Genomic DNA, 17,393 nt, shown 5'->3' with positions numbered 1-17,393 from the left:
CTCAGCTTTTTCGGCCTTTGCTCTTTCAGCCGCTTCCGCTTTGGCTTGCTCGGCTTTTTCGGCCTTGGCTTTTTCAGCCGCTACCGCTTTGGCTTGCTCGGTTTTTTCGGCCTTGGCTTTTTCAGCGGCTACCGCTTTGGCTTGCTCTGCTTTTTCGGCCTTGGCTTTTTCAGCGGCTACCGCTTTGGCTTGCTCTGCTTTTTCGGCCTTGGCTTTTTCAGCGGCTACCGCTTTGGCTTGCTCAGTTTTTTCGGCTTTGGCTTTTTCGGCAGCTTCGGCTTTTGCCTGCTCGGCTTCCGCCGCTTTTTCTATAGCTTCGGCTTTTGCCTGTTCAGTAGCGGCTTCGGCGGCTTGTGCCGCTCGCTCTTGGGCTTGTTGCTCGGCGATTTTTGCTTGCTCCGCTTGCTGTTCGGCGGCTTTGGCGGCGTTCATGGCCTGTTCTTGCGCTTCTATTTCAGCCGCATCGAACATCGTGGCGTGGATGATGTCTTCCGTAGGCTCTGGTTCAGGCCGTTGGGGTTTGAGCAGCGCACTTAAGGTAAACAACACCAGCAAGGTTAGATGTAAAGCTAACGCCAGCAGGAAATAGCGGGAATATCGTCTTTGACTAGCCATTTCGCTATTGGTCTTCTGATTTCGCTTTAGTGCTGAATCCAACTTTGTCTACACCCGCATTTTTTAAATTTGCCATGACGGTGATGACATTGCCATATTCAACGGTTTTATCAGCACTGATATAGACCTGGGTTTGCGGTTTTTTTGCCAAGGCGGCAATCACCAATTCGGTAATGGCTTCAGCTTGCACGGGTTCGTTGTCGCCGTCATCAATCTTGATGGAATATTGACCGGATTTATCGATGGAAATAATGATGGGTGGATTGTCGGTGCTTCCCACGGCTTTTGATTCGGCTTCGGGTAAATCCACATCAACCCCCGTTTGCAACATCGGCGTAGTCACCATAAAAATAATCAGCAACACCAAGGTTACGTCAATGTAAGGAACGACATTGATTTCCGCCATAGGTTTCCGGCGGCCGTTTTTTCTGCTGAATTTGCTCATTTGTTATGCGCCTGCCTTTGCAATAACACGACAAATTCTTCAACAAACAGTTCGTAACGGCCTGTCAGACGATCCAGACGGGTGGAAAACCGGTTGTAGGCAATCACAGCCGGAATCGCGGCAAACAAACCTATCGCGGTGGCGATCAGGGCTTCGGCAATGCCGGGGGCGACTTGTGCGAGCGTGGCTTGTTTGACGCTGCCCAGCGACATAAACGAGTTCATAATTCCCCAAACCGTACCGAACAAGCCGATGTAAGGGCTGATGGAGCCGACGGTGGCGAGGAAGGACAGGTGTTCATCGAGGCGGTCCAATTCGCGGGACAATTCGATGCGCATGGCGCGTTGCGCGCTTTCCACTTGCACCATCGCTTCGACATTGCCGCTCTGGCGCATCCTGGAAAATTCCTTATAGCCTGCGAGAAAGATTTTTTCTATGCCTTCCGGCTCAAAATCTTTGGCGGACAATTTCCGGTACAAATCGGCTAAAGGGACGCCAGACCAGAATTGTTCTTCAAATTCGTCGGTAATTTCAACGGCACGGTTCAGTTCTTTGCGCTTGGCGAAAATAAACGTCCAGGAAGCCAGCGATGCGGCGGCTAGGACGAGCATGACAAATTGGACGACAAAGCTGGCTTCGGTGATTAAATGGAAAATCGATAAATCAGTGTTCATTCTTTAACTGCTCTAGTAAATATTTAGGAATAACTTTGGGGCGGAAGGTGTCGGCATCGAGGCTGGCAATGCGGATCAGGCCAGTCGCCAAGACTTCATCGCCACGGGCGACGGCTTGTGCAAACGTCAGGCTGGCATTTTTAACTAGCGTCACTTCCGCACTGATTTGCAACATGTCATTAAATCGGGCGGGGCTTAAATAGTCAACTTGCACCGAACGCACGACAAAGAGTATGCCTTCGCTTGCCCGCAACTGGTCTTGCTCATGGCCCATAGACCTGAGCATTTCAGTCCTCGCGCGTTCAAAAAATTTCAGGTAATTGGCGTAAAACACCACGCCACCGGCATCGGTGTCTTCGTAATAAACCCGTATAGGCCATAAAAACGAGGCTTGCTTCATGGCTGGGTTTATTCAAACAAATCAGCGGAAATGCCAGGTGTTTTCGGCACGGGCAAACCAAAATGGGTATAAGCGTGTTGGGTGACGACGCGGCCGCGCGGTGTGCGCATGATGAATCCCTGCTGCATCAAATACGGCTCCAGGACATCTTCAATCGTGCCACGCTCTTCGCTGATGGCGGCCGCCAGAGTGTCCAAGCCGACCGGGCCGCCAGCGAAATTTTCAATCATAGCCAGCAATAATTTCCTATCCAGCGTGTCGAAGCCGTTGCTATCGACCTTGAGCATATCCAAAGCCTGCATGGCGATGGTGTCGGTGATGATGCCGTTACTTTTGACTTCGGCAAAATCCCGCACCCTTCTTAATAATCGGTTGGCGATACGCGGTGTGCCGCGTGAACGGCGGGCGATTTCAAATGCGCCGTGGGCTTCCATGCTGATGCCTAACACCTTAGCCGAGCGCAAAATGATGCTGGTCAATTCATCCAATGTGTAAAACTCCAGTCGCTGGACGATGCCAAAACGATCCCGCAAAGGTGAGGTCAGCAAACCTGCGCGGGTGGTTGCGCCGACTAACGTGAACGGCGGCAAATCGAGCTTGATGGAGCGGGCGGCGGGGCCTTCGCCGATCATCAAATCGAGCTGGTAATCTTCCATCGCCGGATACAGGATTTCTTCAACCGCCGGACTCAAACGGTGGATTTCGTCAATAAACAACACGTCATGGGCTTCGAGATTGGTCAACAAAGCCGCCAAATCGCCCGCTTTTTCGAGCACGGGGCCGGATGTCTGGCGAATCTTAACACACATTTCCGCCGCGATTATATTTGCCAGCGTGGTTTTGCCCAAGCCCGGCGGGCCGAAGATCAGCACATGATCCAGGGCCTCCTTACGCGCCGTTGCTGCTTGGATAAATATTTCCATTTGTAGGCAGAGTTCTTTTTGTCCGACATACTCGGCGAGGCGTTTCGGGCGGATGGCGCGGTCTTGGCGTTCTTCGTCCAAGTGGCTGTTGGCGGTGATGACGCGGGCACTTTCAATCATTTGACTGCGCCTTGTAAGGCCAGACGGATGATGTTTTCGCAGCTTTTGCCTTCGGCATTGATGTTTTGCACCATTTTGTTGGCGTCTATCGGTTTATAGCCCAAGGAACACAAGGCGCTGATGGCTTCCTGTTTGGGATGGCTTAGCAAAGGTGTTGTTACTGGAACAGTTAATGAGCCGTCCTGACCCAAATCAGGCAGGCGGTCGCTCATTTCAATCACTAGGCGTTCGGCGGTTTTTTTGCCCACTCCCGGCAAACGCACCAAGGCTAGCGTGTCGTTATTTTGGATGCAGCGGTGGAATTCTTCGGCACTTTGTCCCGATAGAATTGTTAAAGCAAGTTTGGGGCCGACTCCGTTGACTTTGATCAATGCCCTGAATAGGGTGCGGTCGGCTGCCTTTAAAAAACCGAACAGGCTATGCGCGTCTTCGCGTATCACCAAATGCGTGTGCAAGGTGACTTCCGCGCCGACCAGCGGCAATTCATAAAATGTCGTCATCGGGGCTTCGATTTCATAACCGATCCCTTGTACATCCAAGATTAATAACGGCGGTGCTTTTTGCACCAGTTTACCGCGTAAAAAACCGATCATTGATAACCCTGTTGTAAACGCTGCGCCGTTTGTTGGTAGTGGGCATGGCAGAGGCTGATGCCCAGCGCGTCGCTGGCGTCAATCTGCAAGTCGCCTTGGATATTGAGCAATATTTTCACCATGTGCTGCACTTGCAATTTGTCGGCACTGCCTTTGCCGGCAATGGCCTGTTTGACTTGCCGCGCCGCATACTCAAACACTGGCAAGCCTAAGCTTTGCACCGCGCAAATCGCCGCGCCGCGTGCTTGCCCTAATTTTAACGCGGAATCGGCATTTTTGTGCATAAACACTTGTTCTATCGCCATTTGTTCGGGTTGGTGCTGCTCGGTGATTTGGCAGATGCCATCGAATATTTGCTTCAAGCGGTCCGGGAAATAATCGGCGCTGATGCGTATACAGCCGCTGGCTATATAACGGTAACCACGCGGGCCATGTTCGATAATGCCGTAACCAGTCAGCCTGGAGCCGGGGTCTATGCCTAGGATTTTCATTTGCGATGGGGATTTATCTGTCGGGTAGTGGTTGAATTGGAATTGTATTGCAATGTAGCCACATTTTTGTAGGTTGTATTCTGGCAAGCCATCGGAATGGTGGACAATTGTCCGGTAATTAGCGTCCAGTGCTATTCCAGTCCCATCATAATCTCGTCACTAATATCGGCATTGGAATAAACGTTCTGCACATCGTCCAAATCTTCCAGACGGTCGATGAGTTTCAGCATTTTTTCCGCCGTTTCGGCATCCAGATCGACCATTGTCGAGGCTTGCATCGTCACTTCAGCGTTGTCAGGTGTAAATTCAGCGGCGACCAGCGCGTCTTTTACGTTCAGATAATTCTCTGGTGTCGTCATGACATCGACCGAACCGTCATCGTTGGTGATGACATCATCTGCGCCCGCTTCCAAAGCCGCTTCCATCAGCGCGTCTTCATCCACGGACGGCGCGTAGCTGAGGATGCCGAGCTTGCTGAACAGGTAGGCGACCGAACCGTCCGTACCCAAGTTGCCGCCCGCTTTGGTGAAGGCATGGCGGACTTCGCCGACAGTGCGGTTGCGGTTGTCGGTCAGGCAATCGACGATAATCGCCGTGCCGCCGGGACCGTAGCCTTCATAACGGATATTTTCATAATTCGCGCCATCTAATGCGCCAGAGGCTTTTTTGATGGTGTTGTCGATGGTGTCGCGGCGCATGTTCGCGCCTAAGGCTTTGTCTATCGCCGTCCGTAACGATGGGTTGCTGGCAGGGTCTGGGCCGCTGGTTTTTACGGCAACGCCGATTTCGCGCAGCATTTTGGTGAAAATTTTCCCGCGTTTGGCATCTTGCCCCGCTTTACGGTGCTTGATGTTCGCCCATTTACTGTGTCCAGCCATTGTTTCCCTCTAAAAGAACGGTTAAAAAATTGATGATCTTGATATTTCTGATTAATTGCCCTTGACGCTCATGTCCAGCTTAAGTTCTTTGGCGGTTTGGGCTTTGAGCAATTCAATCAAATCGTTCGCCGCACTGCCGCCGCTTTGGGCATTGCCGCCCATTTGGATTTCCGGCACCCATTTTTGTTTTTCTATGGCTTCGGCGTAACGGATATGCACGGTTTTCCACGCTTCGAGCTTGGTGGCCAACGCGCCGTCGGCACTCATCACCAAACGCTTGTATTCACCATCACCTTCGCCGCGCAGGATTTGCTCCTGTTTATAGGCTATCGCCGCGAGCCGTTTCTGTTCGGCTTCCAGCTTGCCCTGTTCGGCGACCAACACCGCTTGCGTGGCTTTGGTGACGGCGACTTCCTTTTCTTTTTCGGCATCGACGACGGCCTGGATTTTTTCCTGTTCCTTGGTGTAACGGTCAACCATGACATTTTTCTTGCCTTGCTCTTCGGCGGTCAAGGCTTCTTGGCGCGCCCGTTCGGCATCGGCTTTGGCGGTGATGATGCCCATTGTCGCTTCGCGTTTGCGCGAGATTTGGTCTAGGGTTTTCTTCTCAAAATCCCAGTCGGTCAATTGGAAGCCATTGACCTTAATGCCATACATCTTAAAATCGCTGGAGTGTTGCAATGGCAAACCATCCGCGCCGTATTTGATGACCGGGATATTGCGGGTCAAATGTTCGTTGGTGGCTTCCTGTTTTTCCACAACGGATTTCAGTTCGGTGAAAAACTTGCCCGATGCGACTTGCTGTTCCGCCCACTGGGTGAATATGCCGCGTTTTTCGGCGTAGGCTTCCTCGGAAGTCATCAGTCCTGCCGTGAGATTCATGGACTCTTCCGTCACTGTGCGGATCAATTTTTCCGCGACGGCGTTTTTGTTGCGGAAATCCTTGTGCAGACGGATCATGGTTTCGTCATCCGTCGGCAAGGCAAAACGCGCCTTGCCAAACACCGTCCCGGTGCCGCCGTCCTGATAGCGGACGGCAACACCGATTGCTTTCAGGCTGCTTTCGTTTTCTTTGCCCGCAGAACCGCCCTTGTCGAAATCATAAGTGGCGACATCGGAATAAATTTCCGTGTTGCCAAAACCTTTAAAGTAAATGCCGGGCGAGAATTTGACGAACAGTTGCCCGGTCGGATACTGGACCACCGTCCGTTCCCCCGCATCGTTGATACCAAAACATAAGTTCACAACAATTAGAGCAGCTAGGCCAATCGCGGCATAAAACGCATTTTTCAACAGCAACTTCTTTAAGGTTTCGTCAAGCATTGCAGTTCCTCATGGGTAAGATAAGAAAATCACGGTATCAGTTGGTGACGGGTGAATGTCCTTATTCATCAGGCTGTGCTGCATCCTCAGAGGCTGAGTACGCATCTTTTTGCACATATATGGACATGATGTTGCAAAGCTACGCACAACTTATACTTCAAACGGTCACGTTTTCGGTTTCTGCAATCCATCGTAGGGTACGCTGTGCGTACCTTTTGCATTGATTTTATGATGATTTTTAAAGGTACGCACAGCGTACCCTACCTAAAAAAACCGAAAACGTGAACGTTCAGAGTATAGCTAGGCTTAGAGCAGGTGGTTTAACACCGCCCGCAAATCGGCTTCGTGGACATAAACATCCGCCAATTCCCGCACGATGGCGCGGTCAACGACGCCGCCAAAACCAATCGTGTAAGCCCCTGCCTGCTTGGCTTCCATATCGGTTTTGCCGTCGCCCACCATAACCATTGTTGCCCCGTCTACACATAATTGGCTGCAAACTTCGGCTTTACCGCCGTTTCGGGCCAATGGCGAGGCTTGTTGATAATCACGGTAGCTGCCATCGTCATGGAAATAAATGTCTACGGCATGGACACGCTCGTCAGGCACTCCCAATTGCCGGGCCAGCGGCAATATGGCGGGGAGCAGGCCGCCGCTGATGATGTGCACCTGCTTGCCGATTGAAGATAATCGCGCGAATACCTCATTGACTCCTGCCACTTGCTCGGCGATGTACAAATCCGCGAGCCAGTTGATGCTGTCCTGATCAGGTTTGATCATTGACAGGCGCTGCCCGTACACCGCTTCCAACGGCAGTTCGCCGTTCATCGCGGCATCGGTCAGTTTCGCCATCGCCTCGCCCAAACCCACCCGCGCAGCAAGTTCGTCTATGCCTTCGATTTTGCTTAAGGTGCTGTCGAAGTCGAAACAAATGATGTCAAAGCTCATAAGGTGATTTGCGTGATGTTATGTACGGGCGGAAGTCCGCTGATTTGTTGTAACAGCGCCTCGGTCAAGGCTTCTGAGATGCTGATGACCGCCATAGCTTCCTGGTTGTCATCGGCGGTGCTGACCTGCATCCTAGAAATATTGATGTTGGCATTGCCCAGCACCGCGCTGATCGCGGAAATTACGCCGGGCTTGTCGTCATGGCGGGTGACCAGCAAAGTGCCTTCCGGCACGACTTCAAGATCAAAATGGTTGATGCACACCAAACGTGGCTGGCGGCCGCCCAATAATGCCCCGGACAGGCTGAGGGTTTGGCCGGCACAGAATCCGGTTATTTTTATCAGCGAAATATAATCGTGCGATTCGCGGGAAGTGGATTCAACCAGCGCGATGCCTTGGCGTTTAGCCAGATTTTCGGCGTTGACGCGGTTGACGGTGGTGGAGACATGCCCGCTTAACACACCGACCAGGGCGGCAATGGAAATGGGGCGCACCGCAACTTCAGCAGCTCGTCCAAAGGTGGCGACCTCGATTTTTTGCAGCGGTTGCGGGACTAATCCCACCAGCATCTTGCCTAAAATCGTCGCCAGGTTCATGAATTCATGGGATTTTTTCAGCTCTTCGGCGGACAGCCTGGGCAAATTCAAGGCGTTGACCGCTTCGCCGGTTTTCAGGAACATCACGGCTTGGCGGGCAATTTCGACACTGACGGCGACTTGCGCCTCGCTGGTGGACGCGCCCAAATGCGGCGTGAACACGATATTGTCCAGTTCCAGCAACGGCGAGCCGGCGGGCGGCTCGTTTTCATAAACGTCCAGCGCGGCCCCGGCAATCTGCCCGTTTTTCAGGGCCAAGTACAACGCCGCTTCATCAATCAGGCCGCCACGGGCGCAGTTAATGATCATGGCTTCTTTTTTCATCATGGAAAATTGTTTGCTTCCAATGATGTTATGGGTTTTTTCAATCAGCGGGCAGTGCAAAGTCAAATAATCGGCGCGGCTGACCAGATCATCCAAACTGACGGGTTCAACGCCCAATTCGGCAAAAATTTCTGGTGCGACAAACGGGTCGAATGCAATGACGTGCATTTGCATGCCCAAACCGCGTTGCGAGACTATCCGGCCTATCGTGCCAAAGCCCAGTATCGCCAGCGTCTTATGTGCAACCTCAGTACCCATCAGTTTGGAGCGTTCCCACTTGCCGGCGCGTACCGAACGGTCGGCGGTCGGCAGATGGCGGCTAAGTGACATCAGGTGCGCGACCGCCAATTCTGCGGTGGTGGTGGCATTGGCATCGGGCGTGTTCATGACGATGATGCCCAGTTCGGTGGCGAGCGGAATATCGACATTGTCAACGCCAATGCCGGCGCGGCCTATCAGCTTCAGGTTGGTGGCGGCATGTAAGACGGCGGGGGTGACTTGGGTGTCGCTGCGTATCAACAAAACATCGTATTCGCCGATAATTTTGCACAGGCCAGCTTCGTCAAGCCCGGTTTCGATATGGATGGCAAAATCCGTTTGTTCGTTTAAATACTGGATACCGGCGGGTGCTAATTTGTCAGAAATCAGGATTTTTTTCATGAGTGGCTGTGACGGGCTTAAGCACTAAATAATGCCCTAGTTTACCAGCTTTGTAATCATCTCGGAATTTTGCTTCCTTCTGGTTGTTGCCAAAGTTGCTTAAGGTGATTTTCGAGAAAGAACATACCATCAAAAATCTAATTCGTAGAAAAACTATAGTCCACGAAAATCACGAAAATCACGAAAAAATAACTTGGAGACGTATTTTTTCGTATTTTTCGTATTTTTCGTGCTTTTCGTGATTTTCGTGGACAATGCGTAACATCAGTAAATATTCTGAAAAATTCAAGATTTTTTGATGAATCAAATCAATCGGCTTTGTTCCACATTATTTTTCTGATGAGGGGCAATAAATGTTCTGCCAATAATTCCTGGTAATAGCCGGGGTTATAATGATGGTTTAACGGATTCGGATGGAGCAGTTTAGGATCGACCTGTCCGTCGGGGCCGACTGATAAGGGATCAAGATTGACATAACTGACGCCGTGACCGTTACACCATGATTCAATAGCGGCATTGAATTGCCGGGTCAAGTCGGTACGCTCCTGTTGGTTGGCCTTCACGCTTAACCTGGCTTTGGCGACCTCGCCTTGTGCCAAACCATCGCGTAAGGTGGGCAGGGGGGTGCTGAGGACGACCACTTTGGCTTTTTGCTGCGCTAGGGTGATGAGCTGGCAGTAATTGTCGATGGCCTGTTGGGTTGCTTGCTGCCTATCGATGTGATGTTTTTCCGCCCGATACCAAATGACGAAACCGGTGTCCACTTCCCCCAAGCAGAACAAGATTATTTTGGCAGGATGTTGTTGTAATGCGTGTTTAAAATGTTCGGCGGCTTGGGTTTGGCTGTTGGGGTTTTGTAGGCCCGATAGGGTTGCACCTTCCACAATGACCGATTTCCAGGCCATTTTGGGGGTTAGTTTCAGCCAATTTTCCCGTTCAAAGAGACGGGCATGTGAATCTCCCAAAACGAGGACAATATACGGGTTGTTCACATTGGTTTCGTCAGTGGGTGGGGCTTTTTTGCATAAGTCATTGATGACCTCGTTTCTGGCCCGAATGGCTTCAAGCGCGGAATTTTCAAGTCTGGCAAGTTGCTTGCGCAAATGGATAACTTCTTCAGCCAAGCTGAGTGTTTGCGGCGAAGGTTTCCAGGAATCCAGGGCGTAGCCAAACTGTTTGAAATCTTCATGATAAAATTGGGCAACCCGTTGGGCGGTTTCTTCATCATAATAACTTTGCCAATCAATGGGCAATGATTCGTTGATGCGATGTTTTTTTAGCAAATCACCGGCGTTTTTTGCCGGGGCGATGATTTTTAACACCGAAGCAAATTCTGCTTCAAGGTTTTCTGTATGCAAAATATGCGTGTAACGCATTAACTCAGGAAGCAACAGGTGCGCCATGCTGTGCCAGTGGTTGTTACAGTGGTCGGCTTGTGCGGTTTCAACAACCCAGCGGGCAAATTGCGGGAAGCTGGGGCAAATTTCTGGATCAGTGCCAAAGTATTCGGCAATCCGTTGCCAACTGTTACGCAATTCCGGCTCTTTTTGGCGTATTTTGTTAGACCATGCCGAGGCGATGCGGGCATAAGGGTTTCTGACCACACAAAAGCGGACAACCTTCCCGTCGTTCAGTAAGCGTAAGCGTTCATCTTCGCTGAATTGCATCAAGTTTTTTATGTCATGCGGGCGGGCATGGATGATCATTTCCCGGCTGGTTTGCAGGCCAAAATGCCGCAAAGGGACATGGCGGTTTTCCAAATCGACCAAGATCCATTTCATCGTGCTGCAAGCCGCTTTGGGGGTGGCAAGAAAAACATAATCCCGCTTGTCACCCACATACGAGCCGTGGAACAGACGATGTTCGATTTCCTTGAAGGAATATTGATATAAATGGTCTTGTTGTTTTTCCGGGTCCAGCCAGTGTCGGGTTGTGGCAATAGGCTTATTCATTTAATTCTGCGGGATGAAATTAAAAAAGGATGGTGGTTATTTTACGCCATGATTGGCGGGCTTCATGTCTGTCCGCCAATGTTTTCCTGAAAAGGGCCAGGATAATCTAAAATAGCCAAAAGCCGATCACCATAATAAATAATTTTTGAAACAACCATTCAGTATCAGGACAAACCAACATGACTAATGTTTTCCCCACCGCCATTTCCCTCACCGCCATTTCCCCCATTGACGGACGCTATGCCGACAAAGTTGAAAAACTGCGTCCGGTTTTCAGCGAATATGGCTTGATACGTTTTCGGGTGGAAGTTGAAGTGCGCTGGTTGCAGGCCTTGGCGAAACATCCGTTGATCAGCGAAGTCAGCCCATTCAGCGATGGCGCAAACCAGTTGTTGGATAACATCGTCGGGCAATTTTCGAAAGCCGATGCCCAGCGTGTCAAGGACATCGAAAAAACCACCAACCACGATGTCAAAGCCGTTGAATATTTGCTGAAAGAAAAAATCGCCGGTTGTGCCGAGCTGGAACAAGTCAGCGAATTCATCCATTTTGCCTGTACTTCGGAAGACATCAACAACCTGTCTTACGCTTTGATGCTGAAAGCGGGTCGGGACATTATCGCCGCGCAAATCAATGATTGCATCAGCGCGATCAAAACCATCGCCAACGACACCGCCGGCCAACCGATGCTGGCGCGCACCCACGGGCAATCGGCGACGCCAACGACTGTCGGCAAAGAATTCGCCAATGTCGCCGCACGTATGCAACGCCAATTGGCACAACTGCAAGCGGTTGAATTGCTAGGTAAAATCAATGGTGCGGTCGGCAATTACAATGCCCATGCGGTGGCTTATCCTGATGTCGATTGGGCCGTCTTCGCGCAAGACTTTGTCGAATCGCTGGGTTTGCAATTCAACCCGTACACGATCCAAATCGAACCGCACGATTATATCGCCGAGTTTTTCCACGCCCTGGCGCGTTTCAATACGATCTTGCTGGATTTTGACCGTGACGTTTGGGGTTACATTTCTCTGGGCTATTTCAAACAAAGGACGATTGCCGGGGAAGTCGGTTCATCAACGATGCCGCACAAAGTCAACCCGATAGATTTTGAAAATTCCGAAGGCAATTTAGGGCTGGCAAACGCATTGTTTGGCTTTTTGGCGGAAAAATTACCTGTGTCGCGCTGGCAGCGCGATTTGACCGATTCCACGGTGCTACGCAATATCGGTGTCGGTATCGCCCACACCAGCATCGCCATCCAAGCCAGTTTAAAAGGCATTTCCAAATTGCAATTGAATGTCGATGCTTTAGAAGCCGATTTGAACGCCAATTGGGAAGTGTTGGCGGAGCCTATCCAAACCGTGATGCGCCGTTACGGCATTGAAAAACCTTATGAAAAACTGAAAGAATTGACGCGGGGCCAGCGCATTACGCCCGAGCAGATGCGGGTGTTTATTGAAAAATTGGAGATTCCCGATGAAGCCAAGGCCTCGTTGTTGGCCTTATCACCGCGTTTTTACACGGGCTATGCGGAAAAGTTGGCCAAGAGGGTTTAGTTTTTGAGGGGAGGGTGGATGAAGCGTATTGCATCCACCCTGCATTGTGCTTGTCCTGCGGGCTTATTTCGCGCCTTCTTGTTTGATCAATTTGTCCATCACTTCAATCATTTTTTCATGCGAACCCGCCAACGGGCCGTTGGTCAGATATTTGCCGTTGACAATCACGGCGGGTACGCCGGTGATGCCATAACGTCCGGCAGTCACGGAGGCTTGGCGCATTTTGGAATCGACCGCGAAAGATTTGTAAGCGTCATGGAAATCGGCTTCCTTGACACCGTGGGCGACAAAAAACTTAGCTTGGTCTTCTTCGGATTCCAGCTTTTCTTTCTTGTTTTGGATGGCGTCAAACAAGTCCGCGTGGACTTTCTCAACAACGCCTAAAGATTCGGCGACAAAATACGCTTTGGCGTGTTTGCCCCACAATTCACTGAAAACCGCAGGTTGACGGATGAATTCGACATTTTTAGGCAGTTTTTTCACCCATTTTGCCAATTCAGGCTCGAAAGCATAGCAATGCGGGCAGCCATACCAGAAAAATTCAATCACTTCGATTTTATCGGGATGTTGGGTAGGCTGGGGGGACGATAAGGTTTCATAACCCGCTGGTTCCGCATTTGACGTTGAGCAAATCAGCAATAGCATGAGCAAACTGGTGTGGGCAATTTTTTTTAGCATGGTTTGGGTGGCTCCGTAAGTAATACCAACTTTGATAGGGATTTTATTTCATCATGGAAATGTAATAGGCAACGGCCTTAATTTCTTCCAGGGTCATTTTTTTGGCGATCATGTGCATCATGTTTTCAGGGTTGTTGCTACGCGCATCGGATTTGAAATCAGACAGGGTTTGGATCAAATAATCCGCATGTTGGGATTTTAGCAAAGGAAATCCGGCGGGTTTGTTGCCTTCGCCTTGCGGCCCGTGGCAAGCGATGCACGCGGAGACTTCGCGGGGCAAATCTCCGTTACGGTACAAATCGCCACCTTGCTTGATCAAGGCTTGGACAGTTTCTTCCGGTTTGGTTCCTGGTTTTGCTTCATCATCGGCCAATTCCGGCAGGGCATTGTCGGTAATTTTATGTTCCGCATAGTAAGCCGCAATATCTTCCATGTCATCATCGGACAAGCCCGTCGCCATCGCGGACATCATCGGGTTATTACGGGAGCCGTTTTTAAATGCCTGTAATTGTTTCACCAAATACAAGGGATGCTGCTGGGCAAGTTTGGGGAATGTTGATACCATGCTATTACCTTGTTCGCCATGACAACTGGCGCAACTGGCGGATTTTTCTTTTCCGGCCTCCGCGCCGCCTTCTGCGTGTAACACACTTGACGTACTGGCGAGCGCCAGGGCCAGTGAAAGTGCCAGCCATTGTTTTTTCATCAGGTTTCCCTCGTCGGAATTAAATAATTGGTTTGATGCCAGCTTGATTATCAAAAGCCAGCGGCAACGTTAAACGTTGGGTGGCCTTTAAGCTGGAAGTGCATCAGGTCGTTATAATAGCCATTAAGAACATGCAGGCCGCATAATCTGCCAAATTCTACCCTAATTACACCGCTTAAGCGAGGCAACGATGAACCCACTTTACCACCAAGCAAAATTTATAAACAGTTCCCCGCATCTTAAAAACACGCCTGCTGATGAGGGTAAGGAAATAGCCTTTGCAGGCCGTTCAAACGCCGGAAAATCCAGCGCGATCAATACGTTGACCAGGCAAAATTCGTTGGCGCGGATCAGTAAAACGCCAGGCCGGACCCAAATGCTGAATTTTTTTGAAATCAACGAACACAAGCGTTTTGTCGATTTGCCTGGCTACGGTTATGCCAAGGTGCCTTGGGACGTCAAGCAGGATTGGCACAAATTGATGGAAACCTATTTAACCAGCCGCAAATCTTTGTGCGCGATCATTTTAGTGATGGACATCCGCCATCCGTTGACCGAATTCGATTGGCAAATGGTCGAATGGTGCCAGCATAGCGATTTGCCCCTGCATATTTTATTGACCAAGTCCGACAAGCTGACTTTTGGCGCCGCGAAAAACACCTTGTTGCAAGTGCAACGGGATTTGCAAAACGTCACTATTCCATTGAGCCTGCAAATGTTTTCGTCTTTGAAAAAAATCGGCGTTGATGAAGTCCATTTGGCTTTGGATGCCTTATTTGAATTGGCCCCGGTTGCCGGCGTTGAGCTTGCCATTTGAATATGCCGGAAAAAAGAAAGCCCCAGTGCTGGAGAAGACACTGGGGCTTGAGGGGAAAACCAGCCGTTTAACAAAGGGGGGAACTACGGCTGGTTGATCACCGTGGAAGGCGAACGCAAATAAGACGGGGCGATAAAAAGAAAGTTCCGGTAAATTTGATTTACTCTCATCTGAGTGAAAAATCGTATGCTTTTGTGTGACTGCAACCTTTGACTTACAAGGTGTCCAGTCATTTCAAAGCTGTACGTTTTCAAAGTAAGATGGGAGTAGGTATGAATTTTGGGTCTCCGTAAAGCCGTGTGGAAGTTTTTCTATTTTTATCCTATTGATTTAGATATTGAAATTACAAAATTGTAGGGGCGATTTGAATCACCTAGAGCGAATAAATTCGCCCCTACCGGCTGCCCGTATTCTATTCAAATCGGAAAGTTATTTTTTACCGAATCCTAAAACGATATAAATATCCACACTCACTTGCCCATCATTCAAGCAAAGCCATAATCCGCCAACGCCGTTTGCGCCGCGCCTTGCAATGTGCCAACCAAAGTCAATCCCGTACTGCTGACCAACGCGTCCGCACCTGACGATTTAAACAAATACATTGCGCTGTCCACGCCGTTGTCCACATATTTGCCGCCAACGTGAAAGTGACTGAACTTTGCGCGGTGTCCGCGCCATTTCCTCCATTCAGCGTGTCCGCCGCCGCGTTGCCGTTCAGCGTGTTGGCGAGGGTGTTGCCGATGCCATTGATGGCGGCGAGTCCGGTGAGCGTAAGGTTTTCAACGTTAGCCGCCAGTATGTAAGTTACAGCAGCTTGTACAGTGTCTATGCCTTCACTAGCATTTTCCACCACAGTGTCACCTGCAAGATCAACGATGTAAAAATCATCGCCCAAGCCGCTTTTGAAGGTATCCGCACCTGCGCCACCGTTGAGGATGTTAGTGGCTGCATTCCCGATCAGCATATTGGCAAGGTCGTTACCTATGTTATGGTTTAGCCTCATCTTCAACAGATAGCTTCATCGTAAATGATTCGTCAACTGTATATCAACAATTGTAAATTCCTGTTTGGCCTTACTTTGGAGGCTGATTAATGTGTTGAGAACGTGTTTTAAAAGCTGCTACGCGGTTCGATTGCGGCGTTGCGCGGTGCTCAAAATCCTCATGTACTCCAGTACATTTCGGTTTTTCCGCTCCGTGCGCCTTGCAATCGAATCGCTCGCGACGCTTTTAAAACACGTTCTGAGCGGTGAAACCAGTCGTGTTGGCTGTAGCAGGTGGCGGATACATCGGGTTAATGAGTTTTTGTGTCACGGTGGGGGGCGAATCGACGGAGAGTTGGATGTCTCCGTTTGCGAATCGGCAATTTAAGGCATTATTTCCTTTCCCAACCCTTATCCAATTCCCGTAAATGCTTGAGCTTTTCACTGATTTTAATTTCCAGACCGCGAGTGACAGGTTCGTAATAGCGGGTTTCAGGAAAACCGTCGGGGAAATAAGTCTCGCCAGCGGCGTAAGCTTCGGGTTCATTGTGGGCGTAGCGGTAGGCTTTGCCGTAGTCCAGCGATTTCATCAGCTTGGTGGGGGCGTTGCGAAGGTGCAGGGGGACGGGGAGGCTGCCGTGTTGGGCGGCGTCGTGCATGGCGGCTTTGTAGGCTTTGTAGACGGCGTTGCTTTTCGGGGCGCAAGCCAAGTAAACCACGGCTTGCGCCAAGGTCAGCTCGCCTTCGGGGCTGCCCAGGCGTTCTTGGGCTTCCCAGGCGTTGATGGCGATTTGCAGGGCGCGGGGGTCGGCGTTGCCGATGTCTTCCGAGGCCATGCGCACGATGCGTCGGGCCAGATAGTTCAAATCACAACCGCCGTCTATCATGCGGCATAGCCAATACAATGACGCATCGGGCGAGCTGCCGCGCACGGATTTGTGCAAGGCCGATATTTGGTCATAAAAATCATCGCCTTGTTTGTCAAACCGCCGCACGCCGCCGGACAGCACTTCTTGGGCGATGCTCTCGTCTATGTCTTGGCGTTGTTGGGCGGCGGCGAGTTCCACGGCAATTTCCAGCAAATTCAATAAGCGTCTGGCATCACCGTCGGCAACCCGCGCAAATTGCTGTTTGATGGTGTCGTCCATGGCTATGGCGAGCTTTCCTAAGCCGCGCTCGGTGTCGGTCAGGGCTTGTTCCAACACCTGCAATAAATCATCGGTGGTCAGCGCGTTAAGCACATAGACATGGGCGCGTGACAGCAGCGCGTTGTTGAGCGCGAACGAGGGGTTTTCGGTGGTCGCACCGACAAAGTAGACCGTGCCGTCTTCGACATGCGGCAAAAAAGCATCTTGTTGGGCTTTGTTGAAGCGGTGCACTTCGTCAACAAACAACACGGTACGTTTGTTTTGGCTTTGCTGGAGTTTTTTCGCCTCTTCGACGGCGGCGCGGATTTCTTTCACGCCCGACAACACGGCGGACAGCGGCAACAACACGGCATCGGAATGTTGGGCAATCAGCCTTGCCAACGTGGTTTTGCCTGTCCCTGGCGGCCCCCAGAAAATCATTGAGTGCAAACGGCCTGATAAAATCGCTTCGTACAGCGGTTTGCCGGGTTTTAGCAGATGCGCTTGCCCGATATATTCGCTGAGGACACGGGGGCGCATCCGGTCTGCCAAAGGTTGTAGGGACTGGTCAAACATCGGCGG

At 50.7% G+C, this 17,393-nt stretch carries 18 protein-coding genes; 2 read left to right on the top strand and 16 right to left on the bottom strand.

What is annotated here, in order from left to right; translation table 11 throughout:
• The 12 genes from PHH59_RS10885 to PHH59_RS10830 form a co-directional block, all read right to left on the bottom strand.
• A partial coding sequence (locus PHH59_RS10885; protein ID WP_300015586.1) for a hypothetical protein occupies positions 1–615 on the bottom strand: 615 nt, incomplete at its 3' end.
• A 4-nt stretch (positions 616–619) separates the two neighbouring features.
• The gene (gene tolR / locus PHH59_RS10880; RefSeq protein ID WP_300015583.1) at positions 620–1,060 is read right to left on the bottom strand and encodes a protein TolR; all 441 of its coding nucleotides are present in this window, start codon (positions 1,058–1,060) and stop codon (positions 620–622) included.
• A complete protein-coding gene (gene tolQ / locus PHH59_RS10875) occupies positions 1,057–1,734 on the bottom strand; it encodes a protein TolQ (protein ID WP_300015580.1) in 678 nt (225 codons plus the stop codon). Before tolQ ends, tolR begins: the two co-directional genes overlap by 4 nt.
• Entirely contained in the window at positions 1,724–2,134 is a 411-nt protein-coding gene (ybgC, locus tag PHH59_RS10870) for a tol-pal system-associated acyl-CoA thioesterase (RefSeq protein WP_300015577.1), read from the bottom strand. The genes tolQ and ybgC overlap by 11 nt, the downstream gene beginning before the upstream one ends.
• Before the next feature lie 8 nt (positions 2,135–2,142).
• Positions 2,143–3,177, bottom strand: coding sequence for a Holliday junction branch migration DNA helicase RuvB (ruvB, locus tag PHH59_RS10865; protein ID WP_366904900.1), 1,035 nt, complete (start codon positions 3,175–3,177; stop codon positions 2,143–2,145).
• Positions 3,174–3,770, bottom strand: coding sequence for a Holliday junction branch migration protein RuvA (gene ruvA / locus PHH59_RS10860; protein ID WP_300015574.1), 597 nt, complete (start codon positions 3,768–3,770; stop codon positions 3,174–3,176). Before ruvA ends, ruvB begins: the two co-directional genes overlap by 4 nt.
• Positions 3,767–4,261, bottom strand: coding sequence for a crossover junction endodeoxyribonuclease RuvC (gene ruvC, locus PHH59_RS10855; RefSeq protein ID WP_300015571.1), 495 nt, complete (start codon positions 4,259–4,261; stop codon positions 3,767–3,769). Before ruvC ends, ruvA begins: the two co-directional genes overlap by 4 nt.
• A gap of 131 nt (positions 4,262–4,392) precedes the next feature.
• Positions 4,393–5,139: a YebC/PmpR family DNA-binding transcriptional regulator gene (locus PHH59_RS10850; protein WP_300015568.1), complete on the bottom strand. Its 747-nt coding sequence runs from the start codon at positions 5,137–5,139 to the stop codon at positions 4,393–4,395.
• A gap of 51 nt (positions 5,140–5,190) precedes the next feature.
• A complete protein-coding gene (locus PHH59_RS10845; protein ID WP_300015565.1) occupies positions 5,191–6,462 on the bottom strand; it encodes an SPFH domain-containing protein in 1,272 nt (423 codons plus the stop codon).
• Between the two features lie 306 nt (positions 6,463–6,768).
• A complete protein-coding gene (locus PHH59_RS10840) occupies positions 6,769–7,410 on the bottom strand; it encodes an HAD-IB family phosphatase (protein WP_300015563.1) in 642 nt (213 codons plus the stop codon).
• Complete coding sequence (serA, locus tag PHH59_RS10835; RefSeq protein WP_300015560.1) at positions 7,407–8,990, bottom strand: phosphoglycerate dehydrogenase; 1,584 nt, start codon at positions 8,988–8,990, stop codon at positions 7,407–7,409. The genes PHH59_RS10840 and serA overlap by 4 nt, the downstream gene beginning before the upstream one ends.
• A 308-nt stretch (positions 8,991–9,298) precedes the next feature.
• On the bottom strand, positions 9,299–10,942 hold the full coding sequence (locus PHH59_RS10830) for a sulfotransferase family 2 domain-containing protein (RefSeq protein ID WP_300015557.1): 1,644 nt from the start codon (positions 10,940–10,942) through the stop codon (positions 9,299–9,301).
• A 179-nt stretch (positions 10,943–11,121) separates the two neighbouring features.
• On the opposite strand from PHH59_RS10830, the gene purB reads away from it, so the two are divergent.
• Entirely contained in the window at positions 11,122–12,501 is a 1,380-nt protein-coding gene (purB, locus tag PHH59_RS10825) for an adenylosuccinate lyase (RefSeq protein ID WP_300015554.1), read from the top strand.
• 63 nt (positions 12,502–12,564) lie between these two features.
• Here purB and PHH59_RS10820 read toward each other — a convergent pair whose 3' ends face one another.
• Both PHH59_RS10820 and PHH59_RS10815 read right to left on the bottom strand, forming a co-directional pair.
• Positions 12,565–13,179, bottom strand: a complete 615-nt coding sequence (locus PHH59_RS10820) for a thiol:disulfide interchange protein DsbA/DsbL (RefSeq protein WP_300015551.1) — start codon at positions 13,177–13,179, stop codon at positions 12,565–12,567.
• A gap of 43 nt (positions 13,180–13,222) precedes the next feature.
• Complete coding sequence (locus PHH59_RS10815) at positions 13,223–13,885, bottom strand: c-type cytochrome (protein ID WP_300015548.1); 663 nt, start codon at positions 13,883–13,885, stop codon at positions 13,223–13,225.
• A gap of 190 nt (positions 13,886–14,075) precedes the next feature.
• On the opposite strand from PHH59_RS10815, the gene yihA reads away from it, so the two are divergent.
• Entirely contained in the window at positions 14,076–14,702 is a 627-nt protein-coding gene (gene yihA, locus PHH59_RS10810; RefSeq protein WP_300015545.1) for a ribosome biogenesis GTP-binding protein YihA/YsxC, read from the top strand.
• A 547-nt stretch (positions 14,703–15,249) separates the two neighbouring features.
• On the opposite strand, the gene PHH59_RS10805 is transcribed toward yihA, so the two are convergent.
• Positions 15,250–15,705 (bottom strand): hypothetical protein, encoded by a 456-nt coding sequence (locus PHH59_RS10805; protein ID WP_300015542.1) that lies wholly within the window; start codon positions 15,703–15,705, stop codon positions 15,250–15,252.
• Between the two features lie 371 nt (positions 15,706–16,076).
• Positions 16,077–17,387: a replication-associated recombination protein A gene (locus PHH59_RS10800; protein ID WP_300015598.1), complete on the bottom strand. Its 1,311-nt coding sequence runs from the start codon at positions 17,385–17,387 to the stop codon at positions 16,077–16,079.
• Between the last annotated feature and the right edge of the window lie 6 nt (positions 17,388–17,393).

It is taken from the genome of Methylovulum sp., assembly GCF_028687615.1.
Taxonomy (GTDB): domain Bacteria; phylum Pseudomonadota; class Gammaproteobacteria; order Methylococcales; family Methylomonadaceae; genus Methylovulum.
The sequence above is the reverse complement of the archived record's forward strand: the minus strand, read 5'-3'. Positions and strand labels throughout refer to the sequence as shown.